Here is an 18,853-nt window from a genome sequence, read left to right as displayed (position 1 = left end):
TCACGATTCCGAGTACGCCGGCCCGCGCGAAAAGAGCGGCGCGGATTTCATTCCGTACCCCGGGCTTCTGACCCCTGCCGCCCCTACAGCGCCCCGAGCCGCTTCACCGCCTCCTGAAGCACCTCCGTCCGCTTGCAGAACGCGAACCGCACGAACGGTGCTCCCGCCTCGCGGTGGTCGTAGAACACGGCGTTCGGGATGGCGACGACGCCTGCGCGTTCCGGCAGGCCCCGGCAGAAGGCGAAGCCGTCCCTCTCGCCGAGGGGCCGGATGTCGGTGGTGACGAAGTACGTGCCCGTGGGCCTGAAGACCCCGAAGCCGGCCTCCGTCAGCCCCGCCACCAGCAGATCCCGCTTCGCCTCCAGGTCGTCCCGGAATGCCGTGAAGTAGCTGTCGGGAAGGGCGAGGGCCTCGGCCACCGCGTACTGGAAGGGCCCCGACGCCACGTACGTCAGGAACTGCTTGGCCGAACGGACGGCCGTGACGAGACCGGGCGCGGAGGTGATCCAGCCGACCTTCCAGCCGGTAAAGGAGAACGTCTTGCCGGCGGAGCCGATCGTCACCGTCCGCTCCCGCATGCCCGGGAAGGCGGCCAGTGGGACATGCTCGGCGTCGTCGAAGACCAGGTGCTCGTACACCTCGTCGGTCACGACCAGCAGGTCCCGCTCCACGGCCAGTTCGGCGATCGCGGCCAGCTCCGCACGGGTCAGTACGGTGCCGGTCGGATTGTGCGGGGTGTTGATCAGCAGCAGCCGGGTGCGGTCGGTGACCGCGTCGCGCAACTCGTCGAGGTCCAGCCGGAACGAGGCGCTTTCCCCGAAGTGCGGCCGCAGGGTGACCGGCACTCGCGTGCCGCCCGCCATGGCGATGCAGGCCGCGTAGGAGTCGTAGTACGGCTCGAAGGCGATGACCTCGTCGCCGGGCTCGACCAGCGCCAGCAGCGCCGCGGCGATCGCCTCCGTGGCGCCGGCCGTGACCAGGACCTCGGTGTCGGGATCGTAGGTGAGCCCGTAGCGCCGCTGCTGGTGCGCGGCGACGGCGGTGCGCAGTTCGGGGATGCCCGGGCCCGGCGGGTACTGGTTGCCGCGGCCGTCGCGCAGTGCCCGTACGGCCGCCTCGCGGACCTCCTGAGGGCCGTCGGTGTCCGGGAAGCCCTGGCCCAGGTTGATCGAACCGGTGCGCAGGGCCAGCGCGGACATCTCCGCGAAGATCGTCGTCCCGAACTCGGTGAGGCGGCGGTTCAGGAAGGGGCGCGAGGTGTCGGTCATGGCGGTCATCCTGCGCCCAAGCTCTGGACTTCCTCAACTCTGCTTTGGGGCGCGCAAGGCGTGGGCATTTCCCGGTCACGCACCACACGAGGCGCCCACGGGGGGCCGCTTCGGGGGAACTGGAAGGAGGGTGACGCCATGGTCATCGGCATCATCCTGGCCGTGATCGCGGTCGTGCTGGCACTGGTGGTGGCGGGCGTACGGGGCAGCGCGACCCGTTCACGGCGCCCGGCGGCGCGGGGGCGCAGCCGGAGTGGTTCGGACTCCGGCGGCAGCTGGTGGGCCGGCGGCGGAGGCGACTCCGGGGGCGGGCACTCCTGCGGGGGTGGCTCGTCCTGCGGAGGCGGCGGGGGTGGATGCGGTGGAGGCAGCTGACACGGGGCAGCTGAGCTCCTGAACGGGGAAGCGCATCCACGCCGGCGCCCGCCGGGATTTCACTCCCGGCGGGCGCCCTTGTCGTTACTTCGCGCCCCCACTCCGGCGTACGCCGTATCGCTCAGGCGTACGCCGCGGTTGAACAGTTGAGCTGTGGAGCCCTCTGAGGGATGGAAACCCTACGAAGTTGGGTAAAAACACTGTGGCGGCGCCACAGTTCATGATTCCCTCTAAATCCCGACGCAGCCCTCGGACGTCCTGCGGACACCCTTCCTGACCGGGCTGACGGGCCGATCGCCCGGTGTCGACCGGGGCGCGCCGGACCACCCCGCCTTTCTTTTGCGTGCTAGCGGAGCCGACCCATGCTCACGACTCTGAACACTTCCTACACCGATACGCGCGCGGCCGACCTCGCCTGGGCGCTGGGCCGTGAACCGCTGCCTGCCCTTGCCGCCCTCGACCTCGAACTGGCCGGGGCTAAGCTCCAGTTGAGACTGCTCGGCGCATCCCACCAGGTGCTTCTGCAGGAGGAGCAGGTCAGTTGCTCGGAGACGGTGGCGTGCATTCCCGGCAGCAGCACGCCCCTGCCGCTGGGCGTCGCCAAGCGGGTCGGTGACTGGGAGTACGAGTTCGCGGCCCGCGTCGAGGTCCTCTCCCCCGGCTCCTTCGCCGGCCGCGCCCAGGAACTGCTGGCCCTCGTCTCCGACCACCCGCACGGTCTCGCCGGCGTCTTCCCCGGCAGCCCGCACGCGTTCACGGCCCTACTCGCCCAGCGCCACGAGGGCCAGGTCCACTGGCGCACCTGGCACGCCTACCCGCAGGACGGACAGCTGGTGGCGACACGGACGAGAGTGGGTGTCAGGGCGCGGGCGCGCAACACCGACCCGACCGGTGTGTGATGCCCGGCCCGTCCGATGGGACGCCCGGGCAAACCCGGAGTGCCTATACGATCGTTAGTTCCACACGTGTGGGTGACGAAGCGTGCCATTCCTGTGACGTAACGTCGCAGTCGTGATCGACCCGTACGCACCGGCCCCGCCCGGCACGCCGCCCTCCTGGCGCGCGCCCGCGCGGATCCCCGTGCGGCAGGCGACCGGACGGTTCCTGGTCCTCGCGGGCGTCTTCGTCTGCGCGGCCTGCGGGCTCGTGTACGAACTCGAACTCGTCGCCCTCGCCTCGTACTTGACCGGCGACTCCGTCACCCAGGCCTCCGTCGTCCTGTCCGTCATGGTGTTCGCGATGGGCATCGGCTCCCTCGCCGCGAAGCGGCTGCGCCGGCACGCGGCCGCCGCCTTCGGCGCCGTCGAGGCCACGCTCGCCCTCGTCGGCGGCTGCAGCGCGATGGCCCTGTACGCCGTCTTCGCCTGGACCGGCGACTGGGGCGGCCTGTGCGCGGGCGGCCCGCGCTGGCTGCTGGTCGCCTTCTCGCTCGCCATCGGTCTGCTGATCGGGGCGGAGATTCCCCTGCTGATGGAGCTGATCCAGCGCATCCGCCGCCAGGACGCGGGCGGAGCGGTGGCCGACCTGTTCGCCGCGGACTACGTGGGCGCCCTGGTCGGCGGCCTGGCCTTCCCCTTCCTCCTCCTGCCCTTCCTGGGCCAGTTGACCGGTGCCCTGCTCACCGGCGCGGTCAATGTCATCGCCGGCGGCGCCCTCGTCCTCGGCCTGTTCCGCCGCGATCTGACCCGGTGCGCCCGCCGGCTGATGCTGGTTGCCAACCTCGCCGTCCTCGGGATCCTGGCCGGGGCCGCCGTACTCGTCGACGACTTCGAACGGGCCGCCCGGCAGGCGGTGTACGGCAGGGACGTCCGGGTGGCGCTGCAGACCGACGTCCAGGAAGTGGTCCTCACCGGCGGCACGGACGGCCGCCCCCTCGACCTCTTCCTCGACGGCCGGCTCCGGGTCAGCGGCGACGACGAGCGGCGCTACCACGAAGCGCTGGTCCACCCCGCGATGAACGGCCCCCACGCGCGCGTGCTGATCCTCGGCGGTGGCGACGGCCTGGCCGCCCGGGAGGTGCTGCGGCATCCGGGCGTGCGGCGGGTCGACGTCGTCGAACTCGACGCCGAGATGGTGCGGTTGGCCGGCCGGGACCCGGCGCTCTCCGCCCTCAACGGGCATGCGTACGACGACCCGCGTGTGCACGTGACCACGGCCGACGCCTTCCGCTGGCTGCGCGGGGCGCCGACGGCGGCGTACGACGTGGTGATCTCGGATCTGCCCGACCCGGGCATCACGGCCGGCACGAAGCTGTACTCGCAGGAGTTCTACGGCCTGGCGCGACGCGCCCTGGCCGACGGCGGCCGGCTCACCGTCCACGCCGGCCCAGTCACCTCCCGCCCCCGCGTCTTCTGGACGGTCGACACGACCATCCGCGCCGCCGGCCTGCACACCGCCCCGTACCGCGTCGCGGGCCGCGACTCCACATCGGACTGGGGCTTCGTCCTGGCCGCCCCCGAATCCGCCCCGCCCCTGGACCCCGACAGACGCGCCCCCACCCCTCGGCTCACGGGACTGTCACCGTCGACGCTGGTGCACCCGAGGTACTGAAGCGCCGTCATCACGCCCACACCAACACCGGACGAGTTACGGCCGAGGGGAGGATAAGACCCGCCCACCACGAGTAGGCTCCGCAGACATGGAGCATGAGGTGTTCGTTCCGGTTCCCGCAGACCGACTGAGCGCGGTGCTGGCCGACCCCGCGCGGGTCGCCCGGGCGGTCCCCGGGCTCCAGCAGGAGGCGGGGGCGGAACCCGTCGCCGGGCGGCTCAAGGTCCGGGTCGGGAACACCACCATCACCTACCGGGGCACCGTGCGCGTCTCCGCCCAGGAGGACGGCACGTACGCCGTCGAGGGCGACGCCACCGAGACCCGCGGCACCGGCTCGGTCAAACTCGCGCTCACGCTCCGCGTCCGCGACACCGACGGCGGCTCCACCCTCACCTTCGACGGCACCGCGTCGGCGGACGGCCGCGTCACCGAACTGTCGGCGGAGACGGTCGCCTCCGCCGTGACCCGGCTCCTGAACCGCACGGCGGAGCGGCTGGGCACGGAGGCGGAGACGCCGGAAGCTCAGGCCCCGGAGACCGCGGCTTCCGCACCCCCTCAGGAGCACACCTCCGTCTTCGACACCGAGGTCCCACCCCCCTCCCTCGCCCCGGACGCCGATGACGAGCCGGACGCCGCCGATGAGCCGGACGCCGACGACACCGGTGCCGAGGAGGAATCGGACGTCACCCGTGACTTCGAGGATGCCTCCGAACCGCCCGCCGAAGCGGCCCACGCACGCCGGACGATGATCGGCCGCAGCGCCGAGGAAGTGGACCACGCCCCGCCGCGCGGCCGTTACGCCCCCGTACCGGCCCCGCAGACCGTCGCCTCGAACAGCACCCTGCGCTGGGCGGCCCCGGCAGCTGCCCTGGCCCTGGCCTCGGCGATCATCCTGGGCCGAGCCCTCCGCCGCCGTCACTGACCCGACCACCTGCCCTTGATCGGCCCAGTAGGGTCGTCCCGTGAGTAACGAAGACATCACGCTGACCGCGGGCGACGCGGAGGTGGCGCTGCAGCCGGAGAACGGCGGCCGGGTCTCAGGGCTGCGCGTCGGTGGGGTCGAGCTGCTGCGGCAGGGCGAGAGGTTCGGGTGCTTCCCGATGGTCCCCTGGTGCGGACGGATCCGGGACGGCCGGTTCCGGGACGGGGCCGCTCTGCAGCAGATGCCCCTCAACGCCCCGCCGCACGCCATCCACGGCACCGCCCGCGACGGCGCCTGGCGCACCGCCCGCGTCACCGCCGACGAGGCGGTGCTGACGTACGACCTGGTCGAGCCGTGGCCGTACTCCGGCCGCGTCACCCAGGCGGTCGCCCTCACCCAGGACTCCCTGACGCTCACCATGTCCGTCGAGACGTACGAGTCCTCCTTCCCGGCCCAGATCGGCTGGCACCCGTGGTTCAACCGCACCCTCCGGGGCAGCGACGTACAGCTGGACTTCGCCCCCGCCTGGCAGGAGGAGCGAGGCGACGACCACCTGCCCACCGGCAAGCGGACCGACCCCCGGCCCGGCCCCTGGGACGACTGCTTCGGCATGCCCGGCGGGGTCGACGTCACGCTCACCTGGCCGGGGCTGCTGGAGCTGAAGGTCACCAGCCCCGAGGAGTGGGTCGTCGTCTACGACGAGCAGGAGGCAGCCGTGTGCGTCGAGCCGCAGACCGGTCCCCCCAACGGCCTCAACACCCTCCCGCGCCTGGTCACGCCCCTGGAGCCGCTGGAGGCGACGACCACCTGGAGCTGGCGCCGCCTTTAAGCTGGCCGGTATGACGACGGACGTACGTGGCGCACTGCTGCAGCAGATCAAGGACAAGGCCGTGGTGCACGGCAAGGTGACCCTCTCCTCGGGTCTGGAGGCCGACTACTACGTCGACCTGCGTCGTGTCACCCTCGACGGGGAGGCCGCGCCGCTGGTCGGGCAGGTGCTGCTGGACCTGACCGCCGACCTGGAGTTCGACGCGGTGGGCGGTCTGACCATGGGCGCCGACCCGGTGGCCGCCGCCATGCTGCACGCCGCCGCCGCGCGCGGAAAGCGCCTCGACGCGTTCGTCGTGCGGAAGGCCGCGAAGGCGCACGGGCTGCAGCGGCGCGTCGAGGGGCCCGACATCAAGGGCCGCCGGGTGCTCGTGGTCGAGGACACCTCCACCACCGGCGGTTCGCCGCTCACCGCCGTGGAGGCGGTGCGCGAGGCCGGCGCCGAGGTCGTGGCCGTCGCGACGATCGTCGACCGGGCCACCGGCGCCGCCGAGAAGATCCAGGAGGGCGCGGGGGTGCCGTACCTGTACGCGTACTCGAAGGGCGAACTCGGCCTCGACTGACCGCGGGGTCGACCATTCGGTCAGGTCTGGAAAGATGGGGCCGACGATGACGTCGCACCCAAGGTCTAGGTCAGGGCCGTAAGCACGCAGAACGCCAACCCGCACATACAAGGAGCGGACAGATGCCCATCGCAACCCCCGAGGTCTACAACGAGATGCTCGACCGGGCGAAGGCAGGCAAGTTCGCCTACCCAGCGATCAACGTCACCTCGTCCCAGACCCTGCACGCGGCACTGCGCGGCTTCGCCGAGGCCGAGAGCGACGGCATCATCCAGATCTCGACCGGCGGCGCCGAGTTCCTGGGCGGCCAGCACAACAAGGACATGGTCACCGGCGCGGTCGCCCTGGCCGAGTTCGCGCACATCGTCGCCAAGAAGTACGACGTGACGGTCGCCCTGCACACGGACCACTGCCCGAAGGACAAGCTCGACGGGTACGTACGTCCGCTGCTCGCCGTTTCGGAGGAGCGGGTCGCGCGCGGCGAGAACCCCCTCTTCCAGTCCCACATGTGGGACGGCTCCGCGGAGACCCTCGCCGACAACCTGGCCATCGGCCAGGAGCTGCTCGCCCGCGCCGCCGCCGCGAAGATCATCCTCGAGGTGGAGATCACCCCCACCGGCGGTGAGGAGGACGGCGTCACCCACGAGATCAACGACGAGCTGTACACGACCGTCGACGACGCCATCCGTACGGCCGAGGCGCTGGGCCTGGGCGAGAAGGGCCGCTACCTGCTCGCCGCGTCCTTCGGCAACGTGCACGGCGTGTACAAGCCGGGCAACGTCGTCCTGCGTCCCGAGCTGCTGAAGGAGCTCAACGAGGGCGTCGCCGCCAAGTACGGCCGCCCGGCCGACAGCAAGCCCTTCGACTTCGTCTTCCACGGCGGTTCCGGCTCCACCGAGCAGGAGATCCTCACCGCGCTGGAGAACGGCGTCGTGAAGATGAACATCGACACGGACACGCAGTACGCCTTCACGCGTCCCGTCGCCGACCACATGTTCAAGAACTACGACGGCGTCCTGAAGGTCGACGGCGAGGTCGGCTCCAAGAAGACCTACGACCCGCGGACCTGGGGCAAGGTGGCCGAGGCGTCGATGGCCAAGCGGGTCGTCGAGGCCTGCCAGAACCTGCGGTCGGCCGGGAACAAGCTCAAGTAACCGCCGGCTTCCCATGAACCCGGCGCTGTAGTGCACGGGTGGGCCGCGCGACTCGGCACTGACGAGGTGCCGCCCGCGCCCACCCGTGCCGCCCCTGGGGGTCCCCCCTCTGGGGGAGGCACGACTGCCCGCGGTTGGGCGGAGGGGTGATTCCCAGTGGCTGTACGGCTGGCCTCCCCGCAGGGGAAGTGGATCCTGCTCACCACGGTGCTCGGCTCCAGCATGGCCATGCTGGACTCGACCGTCGTCAACGTCGCCCTGCCCCGCATCGGCCGCGACCTGGACGCCGACCTCGCCGCTCTCCAGTGGACGGTCAACGCGTACATGCTGACGCTGGCCGGGCTGATCCTGCTGGGCGGTTCGCTCGGCGACCACTACGGCCGCCGGAAGGTCTTCGTCGTCGGTGTGGTGTGGTTCGCGGCGGCCTCCCTGTTGTGCGGCCTCGCACCGGGCGCCGAGGTCCTCATCGCCGCCCGCGCCCTCCAGGGCATGGGCGGCGCGCTGCTCACGCCGGGGTCGCTCGCCCTCATCCAGGCCTCCTTCCATCCCGACGACCGGGGCCGGGCCGTCGGGCTGTGGTCGGGGTTCGGGGGCATCGGGGCCGCCGTCGGGCCGTTCGTCGGCGGCTGGCTGGTGGACGGGCCGGGCTGGCGGTGGGTCTTCCTGCTCAACGTCCCGCTCGCGCTGGTCTGCATCCCCGTCGCTCTACGGCACGTCCCCGAGTCCGCCGACGGCAAGAGTCACGGACGCTTCGACGTGCTCGGCGCGGCGCTGGGCGCTCTGGCGCTCGCCCTCGTGACGTACGCGCTGATCGAGGCCCAGGAGGGCTCCGTGGCCGTCGCTCTGACGGCCGTCGGGGGCGTCGCGGCCGGCATCGCCTTCGGCTACGTCGAGAAGCGCCGCCCGGACCCGATGATGCCGCTGGACATCTTCCGGTCCCGCCAGTTCACGGCGGTCAACCTGGTCACCCTGTGTGTGTACGCGGCCTTCGGCGGCTTCTTCTTCCTCGCCGCGCTCCAGCTCCAGGTCGTGTCCGGCTACTCGGCCCTCGCCGCCGGTACGGCCCTGCTGCCGACGACCGTCCTGATGCTGCTGTTCTCCGCCCGCTCCGGCCAGCTGGGGGAGCTCATCGGCCCGCGCATCCCGCTCACCGTCGGCCCGCTGCTGTGTGCGGCCGGGGTGCTGCTGATGCTGCGGGTGGGCCCCGACGCCTCGTACGTGATGGACGTCCTGCCCGCGCTGCTGGTACTGGGCCTCGGCATGGTCACCCTGGTCGCCCCGCTGACCGCCACCGTCATGGGCTCCGTCGACGCCGCACGCGCGGGCTTGGCCAGCGGCATCAACAACGCCGCCGCCCGGGCGGCGGGCCTGCTCGCGGTCGCCGCGCTGCCGCTGCTCGCGGGGATGGGACCGGAGGCGTACCGCTCGGCGGACGCCTTCAACGCCGCGTTCCGGCGCGCGATGCCGCTGTGCGCGGTGGTGCTGGTGGCGGGTGCGGTCATCGCCTTCGCGTTCGTACGACGGCCGGCCCCGGACTGCACGCGCCCCGAGTGCCGCATGCACGGCCATGTGGTGAGCCCGCCGCTGGAGCGGCCGCCGCAGCCGGAACCCGGGTCGATCGCCTCGTAGAGCCCGTAAGCCCACCGTCACGGTTCCCGGTCGACCGGGATGCACCAGACTGGACCCATGACGATTCACGAGAACCTCCTCGGGGGACCGCCCCCGACCCACCTCCCCGACGACCCGGAGCCGCGCGAGCTGCTCGCGAACGGTTCCGCGCCCGCCGAAGTCGCGGCGCAGTACCCGACGTCCTCGCTGGCCTGGGCCCAGCTGGCCGACGAGGCGTTCGAGCGGGGCAGCGTCGTGGAGTCGTACGCCTATGCCCGTACGGGCTACCACCGGGGACTGGACGCGCTGCGCCGCAGCGGCTGGAAGGGCCACGGCCCCGTGCCCTGGGAGCACGGCGCTACATGTGATCGTGCATTCCGTGCCGCCGCCGCTGTCTGAGTGACGGCGGCACAGACGTCTCAGCGGTGGTGACTACCGCTTCAGCTCGGTGTACGCCTCGGCGCTGCTGTCCTTGAGGAACTGCCAGCACCGCTCCGTCTCGTCCTTCTCGTTGATCTCGCCGGCGGCGCGAGCGAGGGCGGCGAGGCAACGCAGGAACCCGCGATTGGCCCGGTGGTCCCAAGGGATGGGGCCATGTCCCTTCCACCCGGCCCGGCGCAGCGCGTCCAGACCGCGGTGATAGCCGGTGCGCGCGTACGCGTACGACTCGACCACCCGCCCCGCCTCGAAGGCGTCGTCGGCGAGCATCGCCCAGGCGAGCGAGAACGTGGGATCCTTCGCCACCACTTCGGCCGGCGGCCTGGACTCCTCACCCAGGAGGCGGTACGCCTCTTCGTTCTCAGGCAGGTACGTCGGCTCCGGGCCGCCGAGCAGGTTCTTGTGCGTCGTCATGGAAGCAGTCTGCCACTCGGGGACCAGGGTCCGGGATGCCCACGAGGAAAATCGGCCGCGGGTCAAGTGGAGATGAGATCGGCGCTTGATGTGACCGATAGCGATATGCGACGATCCGGCGCATGGCGGCACGACGGGGGTCCTCCGGGGCCATACAGGTGGGCATCTACACCCGGATCAGCAAGGACGACGAGGCCGAGGGGCTGGGTGTCGCGCGGCAGGAGGAGGACTGCCGACTGCACTGCGCTGCCCGGGGATGGGAGGTCGCCAAGGTCTACGAGGACAACGATCTCTCCGCGTACAAGCGCAAGACGGTGCGCCCCGAGTTCCGGCAGATGCTGGAAGACCTGAAGGCCGGGCGGATCGACGGGGTCGTCGCCTGGGACATCGACCGCTTCACGCGCCAGCCGCGCGAACTGGAGGCGTGGATCGACGAGTACGAGGACGCCGAGCGCGGGAAGCGCCACCTTGTCTTCGACTCCGTCTCGGCATCGGACATCGACCTCTCCACGGAGAACGGCCGGTTCATCGCACGGATCAAGGTCACCATCGCCAACAAGTCCTCGGCGGACACCTCGCGGCGCACGAAGCGCAAGCACCTGGAGCTGGCGACGCAGGGCAGGCTCCCCGGCGGCCGGGCACCGTACGGGTGGAACCGCGAGGACCGCAGGACGCTGGTCCCCGAAGAGGCCGACCACCTCCGCACGGCGGTGAAGGACTTCCTGGGCGGCATCCGGTGGGCGTCGATCGCACGTGACTGGCGGGACAAGGGGGTCAGGTCGCACAGTGGAGGCTTCTTCGACGACTCCAAGATCAAGCGCATGCTGATGAACCCGCGGATCTGCGGCTACCGGATGCATCAGGGAGAGCTGTTCCTGGACGAACGCGGTGAGCCCGTAGTCGGCGACTGGGAGCCGATCATCACCCCCGACGACTGGTACCTGCTCACGGAGAAGATCCGGCGGGAGTCGGAGGGGCGGGAGGTACGGGACTACGCCACCAAGTACCTGCTCTCCGGCATCGCCCGGTGCGGAAGGTGTGGCGCGAAGATGCGGGCTTTCCCGTCGTACCGGAAGTCGAAGACGTCATCGCAGTTCAGGTACGCGTGTCCCGGCAAGAACGACGGGGGATGCGGGGGAGTGGCCAGGGCGGGCGAACCGGTCGACCGCCTCATCAGGAAGGCCGTGTTCCTCAGCTCGGACAAGGCGCTCGCGAACGTCCGTGAGCGCGCGCCGGAATGGACCAAGGAGGAGCAGCTTGCCTCCTTGGAACGGGACATGGCCGAGTTCAAGCAGGCGTGGCAGGAGAAGCGCATGTCAGCCGCCCGCTATATCGCTCTCACCGAGGACCTAGAGAAGCAGATCGCGGAACTGCAGCGGGAGCGGGCCCTGCACCGCGCCGAGGCCGCGACGTTCGCGGCCGGCCCCGTCGACATCCGGGAGCGGTGGGAGAAGCTGACGATCGAGCAGCAGCGCGCCGCCGTCCTCAAGGTCTTCCGCGCGGTGATCATCAAGCCCTCGTCCAACGGGCCGATCTTCGACCCGGTGGACATCGAGCCGGTGCTCAGGTGACGAACGAAGCCGGGCCCCCATGACAGTTGGGGCCCGGCTTCGTTCGTTCAAGACCGGTCTATGCCGAAGATGCGGAGCAGATCCTCGACCCACTCCTCGTCCCGGTCAGGGAGCTGAGCTTCCACGCGGCGCAGCCATTCGTCCTCAGTCAAAGAGCCCGGCCTCCCGTGCCGCGCCACTGTTGCCGCCGGTTGGGCGGGAACGGAGTGGTGGGACAGGGTCTGTACGGTCAACGGTGGATCTTCGAACAGGAAGTAACACCTGATGACAGACGTGATCGTCTCGGCTGAGGCCGTCGAGGAAGTGAAGTCCGCCGGGGCACCGGACGCTCTGGATGACCGGTTGATCGGTCAGCTGGTCGACCGGGCGAAGGTCGACGGGATCAAACTGACCGGCCAGGGCGGGCTGTTGCAGCAGCTGACGAAGAGGATCCTCGAGTCCGCCCTCGAAGGCGAGATCACCGACCACCTCGGGCACGAGAAGCACGAGAAGGCCGCCGATGGCAACACCCGCAACGGCACCCGGGCGAAGACGGTGGTGACCGAGGTCGGGCCGGTCGAGATCGAGGTCCCCCGGGACCGGGCGGGCTCCTTCGAGCCACAGATCGTCAAGAAGCGGCAGCGCCGACTGTCCGGTGTCGACGAGATGGTGCTCTCGCTGTCCGCCCGCGGCCTGACCCACGGGGAGATCTCCGCCCACCTGGCGGAGGTCTATGGCGCCGAGGTCTCCAAGGCCACCGTCTCCACGATCACTGACAAGGTGATCGACGGCATGCACGAATGGCAGAACCGGCCGCTCGACTCGGTCTATCCGGTCTTGTTCATCGACTGTGTGTACGTGAAGTTGAGGGGCGGTCAGGTCGCGAATCGGCCGGTCTACGTCGTGCTCGCGGTCACCGTCGAGGGCACCCGCGAGATCTTGGGCCTGTGGGCCGGCGACGGCGGTGAGGGCGCCAAGTACTGGCTCCAGGTGCTGACCGAGATCAAGAACCGCGGGGTTGACGACGTCTGCATGGTCGTCTGCGACGGCCTGAAGGGCCTCCCGGACGCGATCGGGGCGGTCTGGCCCCAGGCGATCACGCAGACTTGTGTCGTTCACCTGCTGCGGGCCTCGTTCCGTTACGCGGCTCGGCAGGACTGGGACAAGATCTCGAAGGCGCTCAGGCCCGTCTACACCGCCCCGACCCAGGACGTCGCGGAGGAGCGGTTCCTGGAGTTCTGCGAGACATGGGGCAAGAAGTACCCGGCGATCGTGAGGCTGTGGGAGAACGCCTGGGCCGAGTTCGTGCCCTTCCTTCAATTCGACGCCGAAATAAGGCGAGTTGTCTGCACGACGAACGCCATCGAGTCGGTCAACGCGCGGATCCGCAAGGCCGTCCGCTCGCGCGGACATTTCCCGAACGAGCAGGCAGCGATCAAGTGCGTCTACATGGCCATCATGAGCCTGGACCCCACAGGGCAGGGGCGCAAACGCTGGTCACAACGATGGAAGGCCGCACTCAACGCCTTCGAGATCACCTTCGACGGCAGGCTCTCCGCCGCCCGCCGCTGAACCCCTAACAACTCCAGAAACACCGTTCACTGGACAGACCCACCGACCAGCCGAAGGCCCTCAAGCCGGCCCTGGAATCCATGACCCTGCTGGTCGCCGCCGTCATCGTCCACGACCAGGCCACCAACCGCGTCGTCCTCCTCCAACGCAGCGAGAACGCCAAGTTCGCCCAGAGCATGTGGGACCTCCCCGTCGGCAAGAGTGAACCCGGCGAGCCCATCACCGAGACCGCCGTCCGCGAGCTCTACGAGGAGACCGGCCTCACCGTGAAGCCCGAGTCCCTCAAGGTCGCCCACATCATCCACGGCGCCTGGGGCGTTGAAGCCCCCAACGGCTTCCTCACCGTCGTCTTCGCCGCCCACGAATGGACCGGCGAACCCGAAAACCGCGAGCCCCGCAAGCACTCCCAGGTCTGCTGGATCGACGCTGGCGCCATCCCCGATGAGTTCGTCGACACCACCGCCAGCGCCCTCCACCGCTACTTCTACGGCGGGCCACAGGTATCTCTGGACGGCTGGACGTAGACACTCATCTGATCACCGGCACCGTTCCCGCTCCCCTGTCCGGGTCGGAACCGAACATGACGCTCTGTCACAAGCCGGGCAGTCGTGCCGTATCGCGATCACAACGGACCTTTCCCGGGAAAGATCCCAGGTCAATTGACACTCGCGATAGCCAAGCTCCATGATCACGCAGCAGCCCGTTGGCTGCATCGCGTTGGCCACCCCTCTCCGATCAGGCGACGGGGTCACACTCTGAAGTGTCATGAGCCTCAACTCTGTCCGCATACGTCGCGCAGGCGTCACCACTCTGCTTGCTGCTCTCGCGGTCGGCGCTGCCGCGGGCACCGCCTCCGCGGCGACCTGGAGCACGTCCTACCGCTACCTCGCTTCGGCCGTTCCGGGAGACGAGACGTCCAACTGGTATGCGGTCGGCACCAACACGCAGTACATCACCCAGACGCAGTGCCAGTCGCGGTACTCGGGCCGTATCTCCTACGACTTCATGAAGTCCGTGACCGGCTTCGACGAGTGGACCGCCTGGCGGGACTGGTCGTGCGACAACGTCGCGTACACCAAGAGCTACACCGGCAAGGGCAACGGCTACTACTACGCCGACGTCAACTCCACCCCGGGCCCCGGCGGCGTGGTCGACGAGCTCACCCTCCAGGTCTACCGCGTCACCTCCTGATCTCCTGACAAGGAACCTCTCATGACACCCGTTCTCTCATGCCGCGGTGTGGTCAAGACGTACGGTAAGCGCACCGTGCTGGACGGCGTGTCCCTGAGCGTGGAGGCCGGTCAAGTGACCGGCCTCCTCGGCCTCAACGGGGCAGGCAAGACCACCCTCATGCGTATATCCACCGGCCTTGTCGCCCCCACCGCAGGTGAGGTGCAGGTCCTCGGACACTCGCTGCCGATGCGTCCCCCCGTACTGGCGCGTGTCGGCGCCGCCCTGGACGCCCCTGCCTTCTACCGGTGGATGACCGGACGCGGCATGCTCCGCGTACTCCTGGACACCGCGGGCCTGCCCGACGAGGGTCGTGCCGACCGTGCGCTGGAACGCGTCGGCCTGGCGGATGCCGCGAGGCGCCGAGTCCGGACGTACTCGCAAGGAATGCGCCAGCGGCTGGCGATCGCCGCCGCCCTGATGAAGGAACCCGACCTGCTGATCCTCGACGAGCCGACCAACGGCCTCGATCCTGCGGGCGTGCGCCTCATACGCGGCATCATCGCCGAAGAGACCGCCCGTGGCGCGGGCATCCTCATCTCCAGCCATCAGCTGGACGAGATCGCCCGGCTGTGCGACAGCATCGTCATGATCTCGCAGGGCGTGGTGAGCGCGTCAGGGACGGTCGAGCAGCTCGGTCTCGGCGCGGCGGACGGACAGCAGGACCTGGAGGACTGGTTCTTCGCCCAGCAGCGGAGCGATGTCCGCACCTCCGTCCAGGAGAACGGGGCCGGAGCCGCATGAAGTCCTGGCTGCGTCTGCTCGGCTGCGAACTGCGCCGCACACTGCCCCGCCTCCTCCCCTTGGCCATGCTTCTCCTGTTGGCCGTCGGCATCACTCTCCAGACGCTCAACACGCAGCGCGTCGCGCACAACAACCTGCAGAACGTGCGAATCGGTCTCACGAAGCTGACTCCGGAGAATTGCGCGGAGGATACGGCGAACCTCCCGCCGGACGTCCCCGCCGACGTGTTCCTCAAGGACTGCCTGGACGGCCTGGATCGCGCGCGCGCGGCATACGTGAACATCGAGGTCGGATTCACGGCTACCGCTGAGCAAATGGCATTCGCTCAGCACCCTCTCGGTGCCGTCGGCTGGACGTTCGGCTGGCTCGCCACCGCACCCGGCTTGCTCTCCGTTCTGGTCCTCGCCGCTTTCTTCACCGCCGGTGAGTGGTCTCGCGGTACAGCGGTGCCGCTGCTTCTGCAGGAACAGCGACTGTGGCGACTGCTGTCCGCCAAGGCCGCAGTGCTCTGGCTGTGGTCCTTGCTGGCGGCCGCGGTGACGTCGGCAGGTGTCTGGCTCTTGGCTGTGATGCACACGCGTCGCGCCTTCCCGCTCCACCGCATGGTCGCGTCGGACGAGGTCTCGGCCTACACACTGCAGCGGGGCGGCATCGGCCTGCTGGTGCTGGGCGTGGCCTGCGTGGCCGCCGTCGGGCTGGCGGCAGTCGTGCGGTTGCCGCTGCGCACGGTCCTCGTCGGGGTGCTGGTCCTGGCTGTCGCCGCCTGGCCTGTCACGGCGTGGCTGCCCGGTCCGGTCCTGGCCGACGGGATGGGTCTGTCGCCCGGGCTGAACGTCCACGACCACCTATTGACCTCGGCGGTTGGCTCGGCCGCTCCTGCTCCCGCTGCCGTGCGGGCCCTGCCCTGGGTCGCGCTGCTCTGCGTGGCGTTGTGGCAGGGCTGGCGCACCCGTCCGCGTGATCTGGTGTGAGGGGCGGCACCATGAGACGGATCATCGCCCCACTGCGCGCGGAAGTACGACTGGCGGCCCAGCCGGCGGCCGTACTGTCCGTCCTGCTCGCTGTCGCCGCCGCGGTGCGTGCGGTCTTCTCGTACCTCGACGGCGTTCAGCACGGGCCGAACGGCCTCGACGCGAGCATCACCGCCCTGGCCACTCCGACCGGGGCGTTGCAGGCGGCCGCGTGGCACCACTCCTCCCTGCTCGGGCTGGTATTCGTCGCGCTGCTGTGCGGGGTCGTGCTGGCCGAGGGCCTGGAAAGCGGAACATGGCCGCTGGTGCGTCTCTACCAGGGGCGCGTCTGGCTGCTGGTGGTACGCAAGATCGTGGTCGTGTTGTTCTTCGCGGTGGTCAGCATGGCTGTGACCGCGGTGGCACTCTGGGCCGCCTTCAGAACGAGTCACTCCATACAGCCTCCGGGCGGGTCGCAGCCTGCGGACATGGCAACTGCCGTTCCTGGCTGGGGTGAGGCACTGGAGACCTGCGCCAAGGCTCTGCTTGTGCTGTCGTTCTTCGCGACGCTCACTGCGAGCGGGGCCGCCGTCGCGCGAGCCGTGATCGCCGCCGCCGTCCTGGGAGCGGGTCCACTCTTGGTCACATTGCCGCTCGTGACCACGGAATTCCGCGTCTGGGTGCCGCATTACTGGATCGCCGCCTGGATGGAGCTCCCCGATGGCGCGCAGTGGAGTCTCTACTGGTGGAGCTCCACGCCTGGGGCGCCGAACACCAGTACGGCACTGGTCGTACTCTCTACTCTGGCCGGCTCCCTGTTACTGGTGACATGGCTGTCCCTGCGTACGGAGAGGTCGCTGTCACCTCGCACGTGAGAGTCCGGGGCGTCGCGTCAGCAGGGAAACGAGTCAGTTCAGATGTGCATAGGTTCGCGGGCAGCGGCAACCCGGCGAGGAGCTTTCGTCGTTGCTGTCGCCTTTACGGCGTTGGCCTGCCTCCAGCAGGTGCTGCTGATCGCCGGCTTCGGTGACTGGCTGCCCGGCTGGCAGCCGTGGCCGTACCTGCTGGTCGCGACCCCGGCCTGGTTGCTGGCCCGTCTCTGGTGGAGCCAGGCCGAGGTTCCGTCTGCCTGGCTCCACGGCGTGGACCGGCTACGGCGTGTCCACGTGTGGGTGCTCGTCCTCGGTGTGCTGGCCCTGACCGCCGCGGTGTGGGCCGTGCTGCAGGACTACGAGCCGCACCTTGGCCACGAGGAGGCTGTCTACGCCAACAAAGCCCGGTCCTGGCTGGACGGGACGCCCGATGCCGGCTGGGGTACGTATCGGCCGGTCGGTCTTCCCGCGCTCGGCGGACTGGCTCTCGCCCTGCACGATGACGCGGGCGCTCTGCGAGTCGTGGCCCTAATCCTGGCGCTGTTCACACTCACGACCACATACCTGGTCGCGGCCGCCTGGACGACACCTCGGCGGGCCGTTGTGGCGATGCTCCTCGTCCTCAGCGGACTCGGGTTCCTGCGCCGGGTCCCCGAGTTCCTCAACGACATAGGTACCACCGGGCTCCTGCTCCTGGTCGTCTTCCTGCTCGTCCGCGCTCAGGAGAAGCCGGACTCGCCCGCGCTGCTGGCTCTGCCCTTCGTCGTGCTGGCCGCCTTCTACCTGCGATACGGGGTGGTGGGGAACCTCGCCGCAATCGGTCTCGCGGCACTGCTCGCTTACGGTCCACGGGCCTGGACCGCACGGGGCCGGCATCTCGGTGTCGCCGCCACCGTCCTTCTCGTTGGCCTGAGTCCGCACTTGGTCTACGCCACGAAGGTCACGGGCTGGCCGCTCGGCCTCATCTTCTCGGCGACCAAGCAAGCCAATCGCCTCTTCGTGGGTGACGGACTCCTCTACTACCTGGCGATCTTTCCGTATCGACTGGCCGGAGACCTGGGCGCGGTCGTCATGGCCGCCGGAGTCTTCGCCACCGTCACCGCCGTACGGCGACTTCTGCGCAGCCGTCGGCCGGGCGGACACGCGCTGCGGATGGCCGAACGCCGACACGTGTTTCTGGGGACGACGGCCCTGCTCGTCTTCGTCATTCTCGGCATCGCCACCGACGGGGAACCGCGCTTCGTCTACCTGTCCGTCGTCCTTCTCACCGTGCTCGGCGTTCAGACAGTGGCCGACGTGGCGGGCCGGTGGGCCGCGCCCACACTCGCCGGATTCGCCGCGCTCGCCGCCGTCACTGTGCTAGGAACAGCCCAGGTAGTCGCGCACGGCGCGATGCCGGGCCCCGACCGTCTGAGCGACTCGACCGTACCGGTCGCCCGGCAGCTTTCCTCGTCCGGACCGTGTCTGCTGGTCACCGGCTACGAGCCGGAAGTCGGTTGGTATTCGGGGTGCGATGCCGTCACCTTCGCCCAGTACAGGAGGATGCATGTGCCTGGGGGCACCGAAGTCAGCCTGCTCCTCTTTGAGCGGGGTCGGCTGCAGCCCAGTGCGGCGGGGCTGAAGCAGTTGATCGGTGACCGAGAGACCCTTGTCCGCAGGATCCCGACCCAGGGTTCACTCGGCGCGGCCACGGTTGTCACGCTGCGCTGACGACTGAGCCGCCCCGAGTTTGGTGGAGTCCGATCTTGACCCGGACCTCACCGGAGAGGCCGCAGGTTCAGATTCCGTCGGTTTGGGAGGGACCTGAAACCTGGC

The 18,853-nt window shown here is 69.7% G+C and carries 18 protein-coding genes and 1 pseudogene; 17 read left to right on the top strand and 2 right to left on the bottom strand.

Annotation, left to right across the window (positions count from 1 at the left end):
- Positions 1 to 83: 83 nt before the first annotated feature.
- The gene (locus ACKTSN_RS22155; protein ID WP_409470711.1) at positions 84 to 1,277 is read right to left on the bottom strand and encodes a pyridoxal phosphate-dependent aminotransferase; all 1,194 of its coding nucleotides are present in this window, start codon (positions 1,275 to 1,277) and stop codon (positions 84 to 86) included.
- 129 nt (positions 1,278 to 1,406) lie between these two features.
- On the opposite strand from ACKTSN_RS22155, the gene ACKTSN_RS22150 reads away from it, so the two are divergent.
- The 9 genes and pseudogenes from ACKTSN_RS22150 to ACKTSN_RS22110 all read left to right on the top strand — a co-directional run.
- Positions 1,407 to 1,643 (top strand): hypothetical protein, encoded by a 237-nt coding sequence (locus ACKTSN_RS22150; RefSeq protein ID WP_409470710.1) that lies wholly within the window; start codon positions 1,407 to 1,409, stop codon positions 1,641 to 1,643.
- 362 nt (positions 1,644 to 2,005) lie between these two features.
- Positions 2,006 to 2,542, top strand: a complete 537-nt coding sequence (locus tag ACKTSN_RS22145; protein ID WP_409470709.1) for a DUF2617 family protein — start codon at positions 2,006 to 2,008, stop codon at positions 2,540 to 2,542.
- Positions 2,543 to 2,654: 112 nt separating this feature from the next.
- On the top strand, positions 2,655 to 4,193 hold the full coding sequence (locus tag ACKTSN_RS22140; protein ID WP_409470708.1) for a polyamine aminopropyltransferase: 1,539 nt from the start codon (positions 2,655 to 2,657) through the stop codon (positions 4,191 to 4,193).
- A gap of 88 nt (positions 4,194 to 4,281) precedes the next feature.
- Positions 4,282 to 5,115 carry an SRPBCC family protein gene (locus ACKTSN_RS22135; RefSeq protein WP_409470707.1) on the top strand — a complete coding sequence of 278 codons (834 nt, stop codon included), beginning with the start codon at positions 4,282 to 4,284 and terminating at the stop codon, positions 5,113 to 5,115.
- A 40-nt stretch (positions 5,116 to 5,155) separates the two neighbouring features.
- Positions 5,156 to 5,944 carry an aldose 1-epimerase gene (locus ACKTSN_RS22130; RefSeq protein WP_409470706.1) on the top strand — a complete coding sequence of 263 codons (789 nt, stop codon included), beginning with the start codon at positions 5,156 to 5,158 and terminating at the stop codon, positions 5,942 to 5,944.
- A 10-nt stretch (positions 5,945 to 5,954) separates the two neighbouring features.
- On the top strand, positions 5,955 to 6,506 hold the full coding sequence (pyrE, locus tag ACKTSN_RS22125) for an orotate phosphoribosyltransferase (RefSeq protein WP_409470705.1): 552 nt from the start codon (positions 5,955 to 5,957) through the stop codon (positions 6,504 to 6,506).
- Between the two features lie 122 nt (positions 6,507 to 6,628).
- The gene (gene fbaA, locus ACKTSN_RS22120) at positions 6,629 to 7,660 is read left to right on the top strand and encodes a class II fructose-bisphosphate aldolase (protein ID WP_224735851.1); all 1,032 of its coding nucleotides are present in this window, start codon (positions 6,629 to 6,631) and stop codon (positions 7,658 to 7,660) included.
- A 156-nt stretch (positions 7,661 to 7,816) separates the two neighbouring features.
- Positions 7,817 to 9,289: an MFS transporter gene (locus ACKTSN_RS22115; RefSeq protein ID WP_409470704.1), complete on the top strand. Its 1,473-nt coding sequence runs from the start codon at positions 7,817 to 7,819 to the stop codon at positions 9,287 to 9,289.
- Between the two features lie 57 nt (positions 9,290 to 9,346).
- A pseudogene (locus ACKTSN_RS22110) lies at positions 9,347 to 9,622 on the top strand (DUF3151 domain-containing protein); the annotation flags it as partial.
- Between the two features lie 78 nt (positions 9,623 to 9,700).
- Here the strand turns inward: ACKTSN_RS22110 and ACKTSN_RS22105 are convergent.
- Positions 9,701 to 10,120, bottom strand: a complete 420-nt coding sequence (locus ACKTSN_RS22105; RefSeq protein WP_409470703.1) for a DUF3151 domain-containing protein — start codon at positions 10,118 to 10,120, stop codon at positions 9,701 to 9,703.
- 122 nt (positions 10,121 to 10,242) lie between these two features.
- On the opposite strand from ACKTSN_RS22105, the gene ACKTSN_RS22100 reads away from it, so the two are divergent.
- The 8 genes from ACKTSN_RS22100 (at position 10,243) to ACKTSN_RS22065 (ending at position 18,748) form a co-directional block, all read left to right on the top strand.
- Complete coding sequence (locus ACKTSN_RS22100; protein ID WP_409470702.1) at positions 10,243 to 11,691, top strand: recombinase family protein; 1,449 nt, start codon at positions 10,243 to 10,245, stop codon at positions 11,689 to 11,691.
- Between the two features lie 264 nt (positions 11,692 to 11,955).
- Positions 11,956 to 13,242 (top strand): IS256 family transposase, encoded by a 1,287-nt coding sequence (locus ACKTSN_RS22095; RefSeq protein WP_431197149.1) that lies wholly within the window; start codon positions 11,956 to 11,958, stop codon positions 13,240 to 13,242.
- A gap of 80 nt (positions 13,243 to 13,322) precedes the next feature.
- Positions 13,323 to 13,766: an NUDIX domain-containing protein gene (locus ACKTSN_RS22090; RefSeq protein ID WP_409470701.1), complete on the top strand. Its 444-nt coding sequence runs from the start codon at positions 13,323 to 13,325 to the stop codon at positions 13,764 to 13,766.
- Between the two features lie 241 nt (positions 13,767 to 14,007).
- The gene (locus ACKTSN_RS22085; protein ID WP_409470700.1) at positions 14,008 to 14,433 is read left to right on the top strand and encodes a hypothetical protein; all 426 of its coding nucleotides are present in this window, start codon (positions 14,008 to 14,010) and stop codon (positions 14,431 to 14,433) included.
- A gap of 21 nt (positions 14,434 to 14,454) precedes the next feature.
- Entirely contained in the window at positions 14,455 to 15,216 is a 762-nt protein-coding gene (locus ACKTSN_RS22080; protein ID WP_409470699.1) for an ABC transporter ATP-binding protein, read from the top strand.
- Positions 15,213 to 16,187, top strand: a complete 975-nt coding sequence (locus ACKTSN_RS22075) for a hypothetical protein (RefSeq protein WP_409470698.1) — start codon at positions 15,213 to 15,215, stop codon at positions 16,185 to 16,187. Before ACKTSN_RS22080 ends, ACKTSN_RS22075 begins: the two co-directional genes overlap by 4 nt.
- Positions 16,188 to 16,198: 11 nt before the next feature.
- The gene (locus tag ACKTSN_RS22070; protein ID WP_409470697.1) at positions 16,199 to 17,041 is read left to right on the top strand and encodes a hypothetical protein; all 843 of its coding nucleotides are present in this window, start codon (positions 16,199 to 16,201) and stop codon (positions 17,039 to 17,041) included.
- A gap of 111 nt (positions 17,042 to 17,152) precedes the next feature.
- Positions 17,153 to 18,748, top strand: a complete 1,596-nt coding sequence (locus tag ACKTSN_RS22065; RefSeq protein ID WP_409470696.1) for a glycosyltransferase family 39 protein — start codon at positions 17,153 to 17,155, stop codon at positions 18,746 to 18,748.
- Positions 18,749 to 18,853: the final 105 nt, after the last annotated feature.

It is taken from the genome of Streptomyces flavusporus (assembly GCF_046267975.1).
In the GTDB taxonomy this organism is placed as follows: Bacteria; Actinomycetota; Actinomycetes; order Streptomycetales; family Streptomycetaceae; genus Streptomyces; species Streptomyces flavusporus.
The sequence above is the reverse complement of the archived record's forward strand: the minus strand, read 5'-3'. Positions and strand labels throughout refer to the sequence as shown.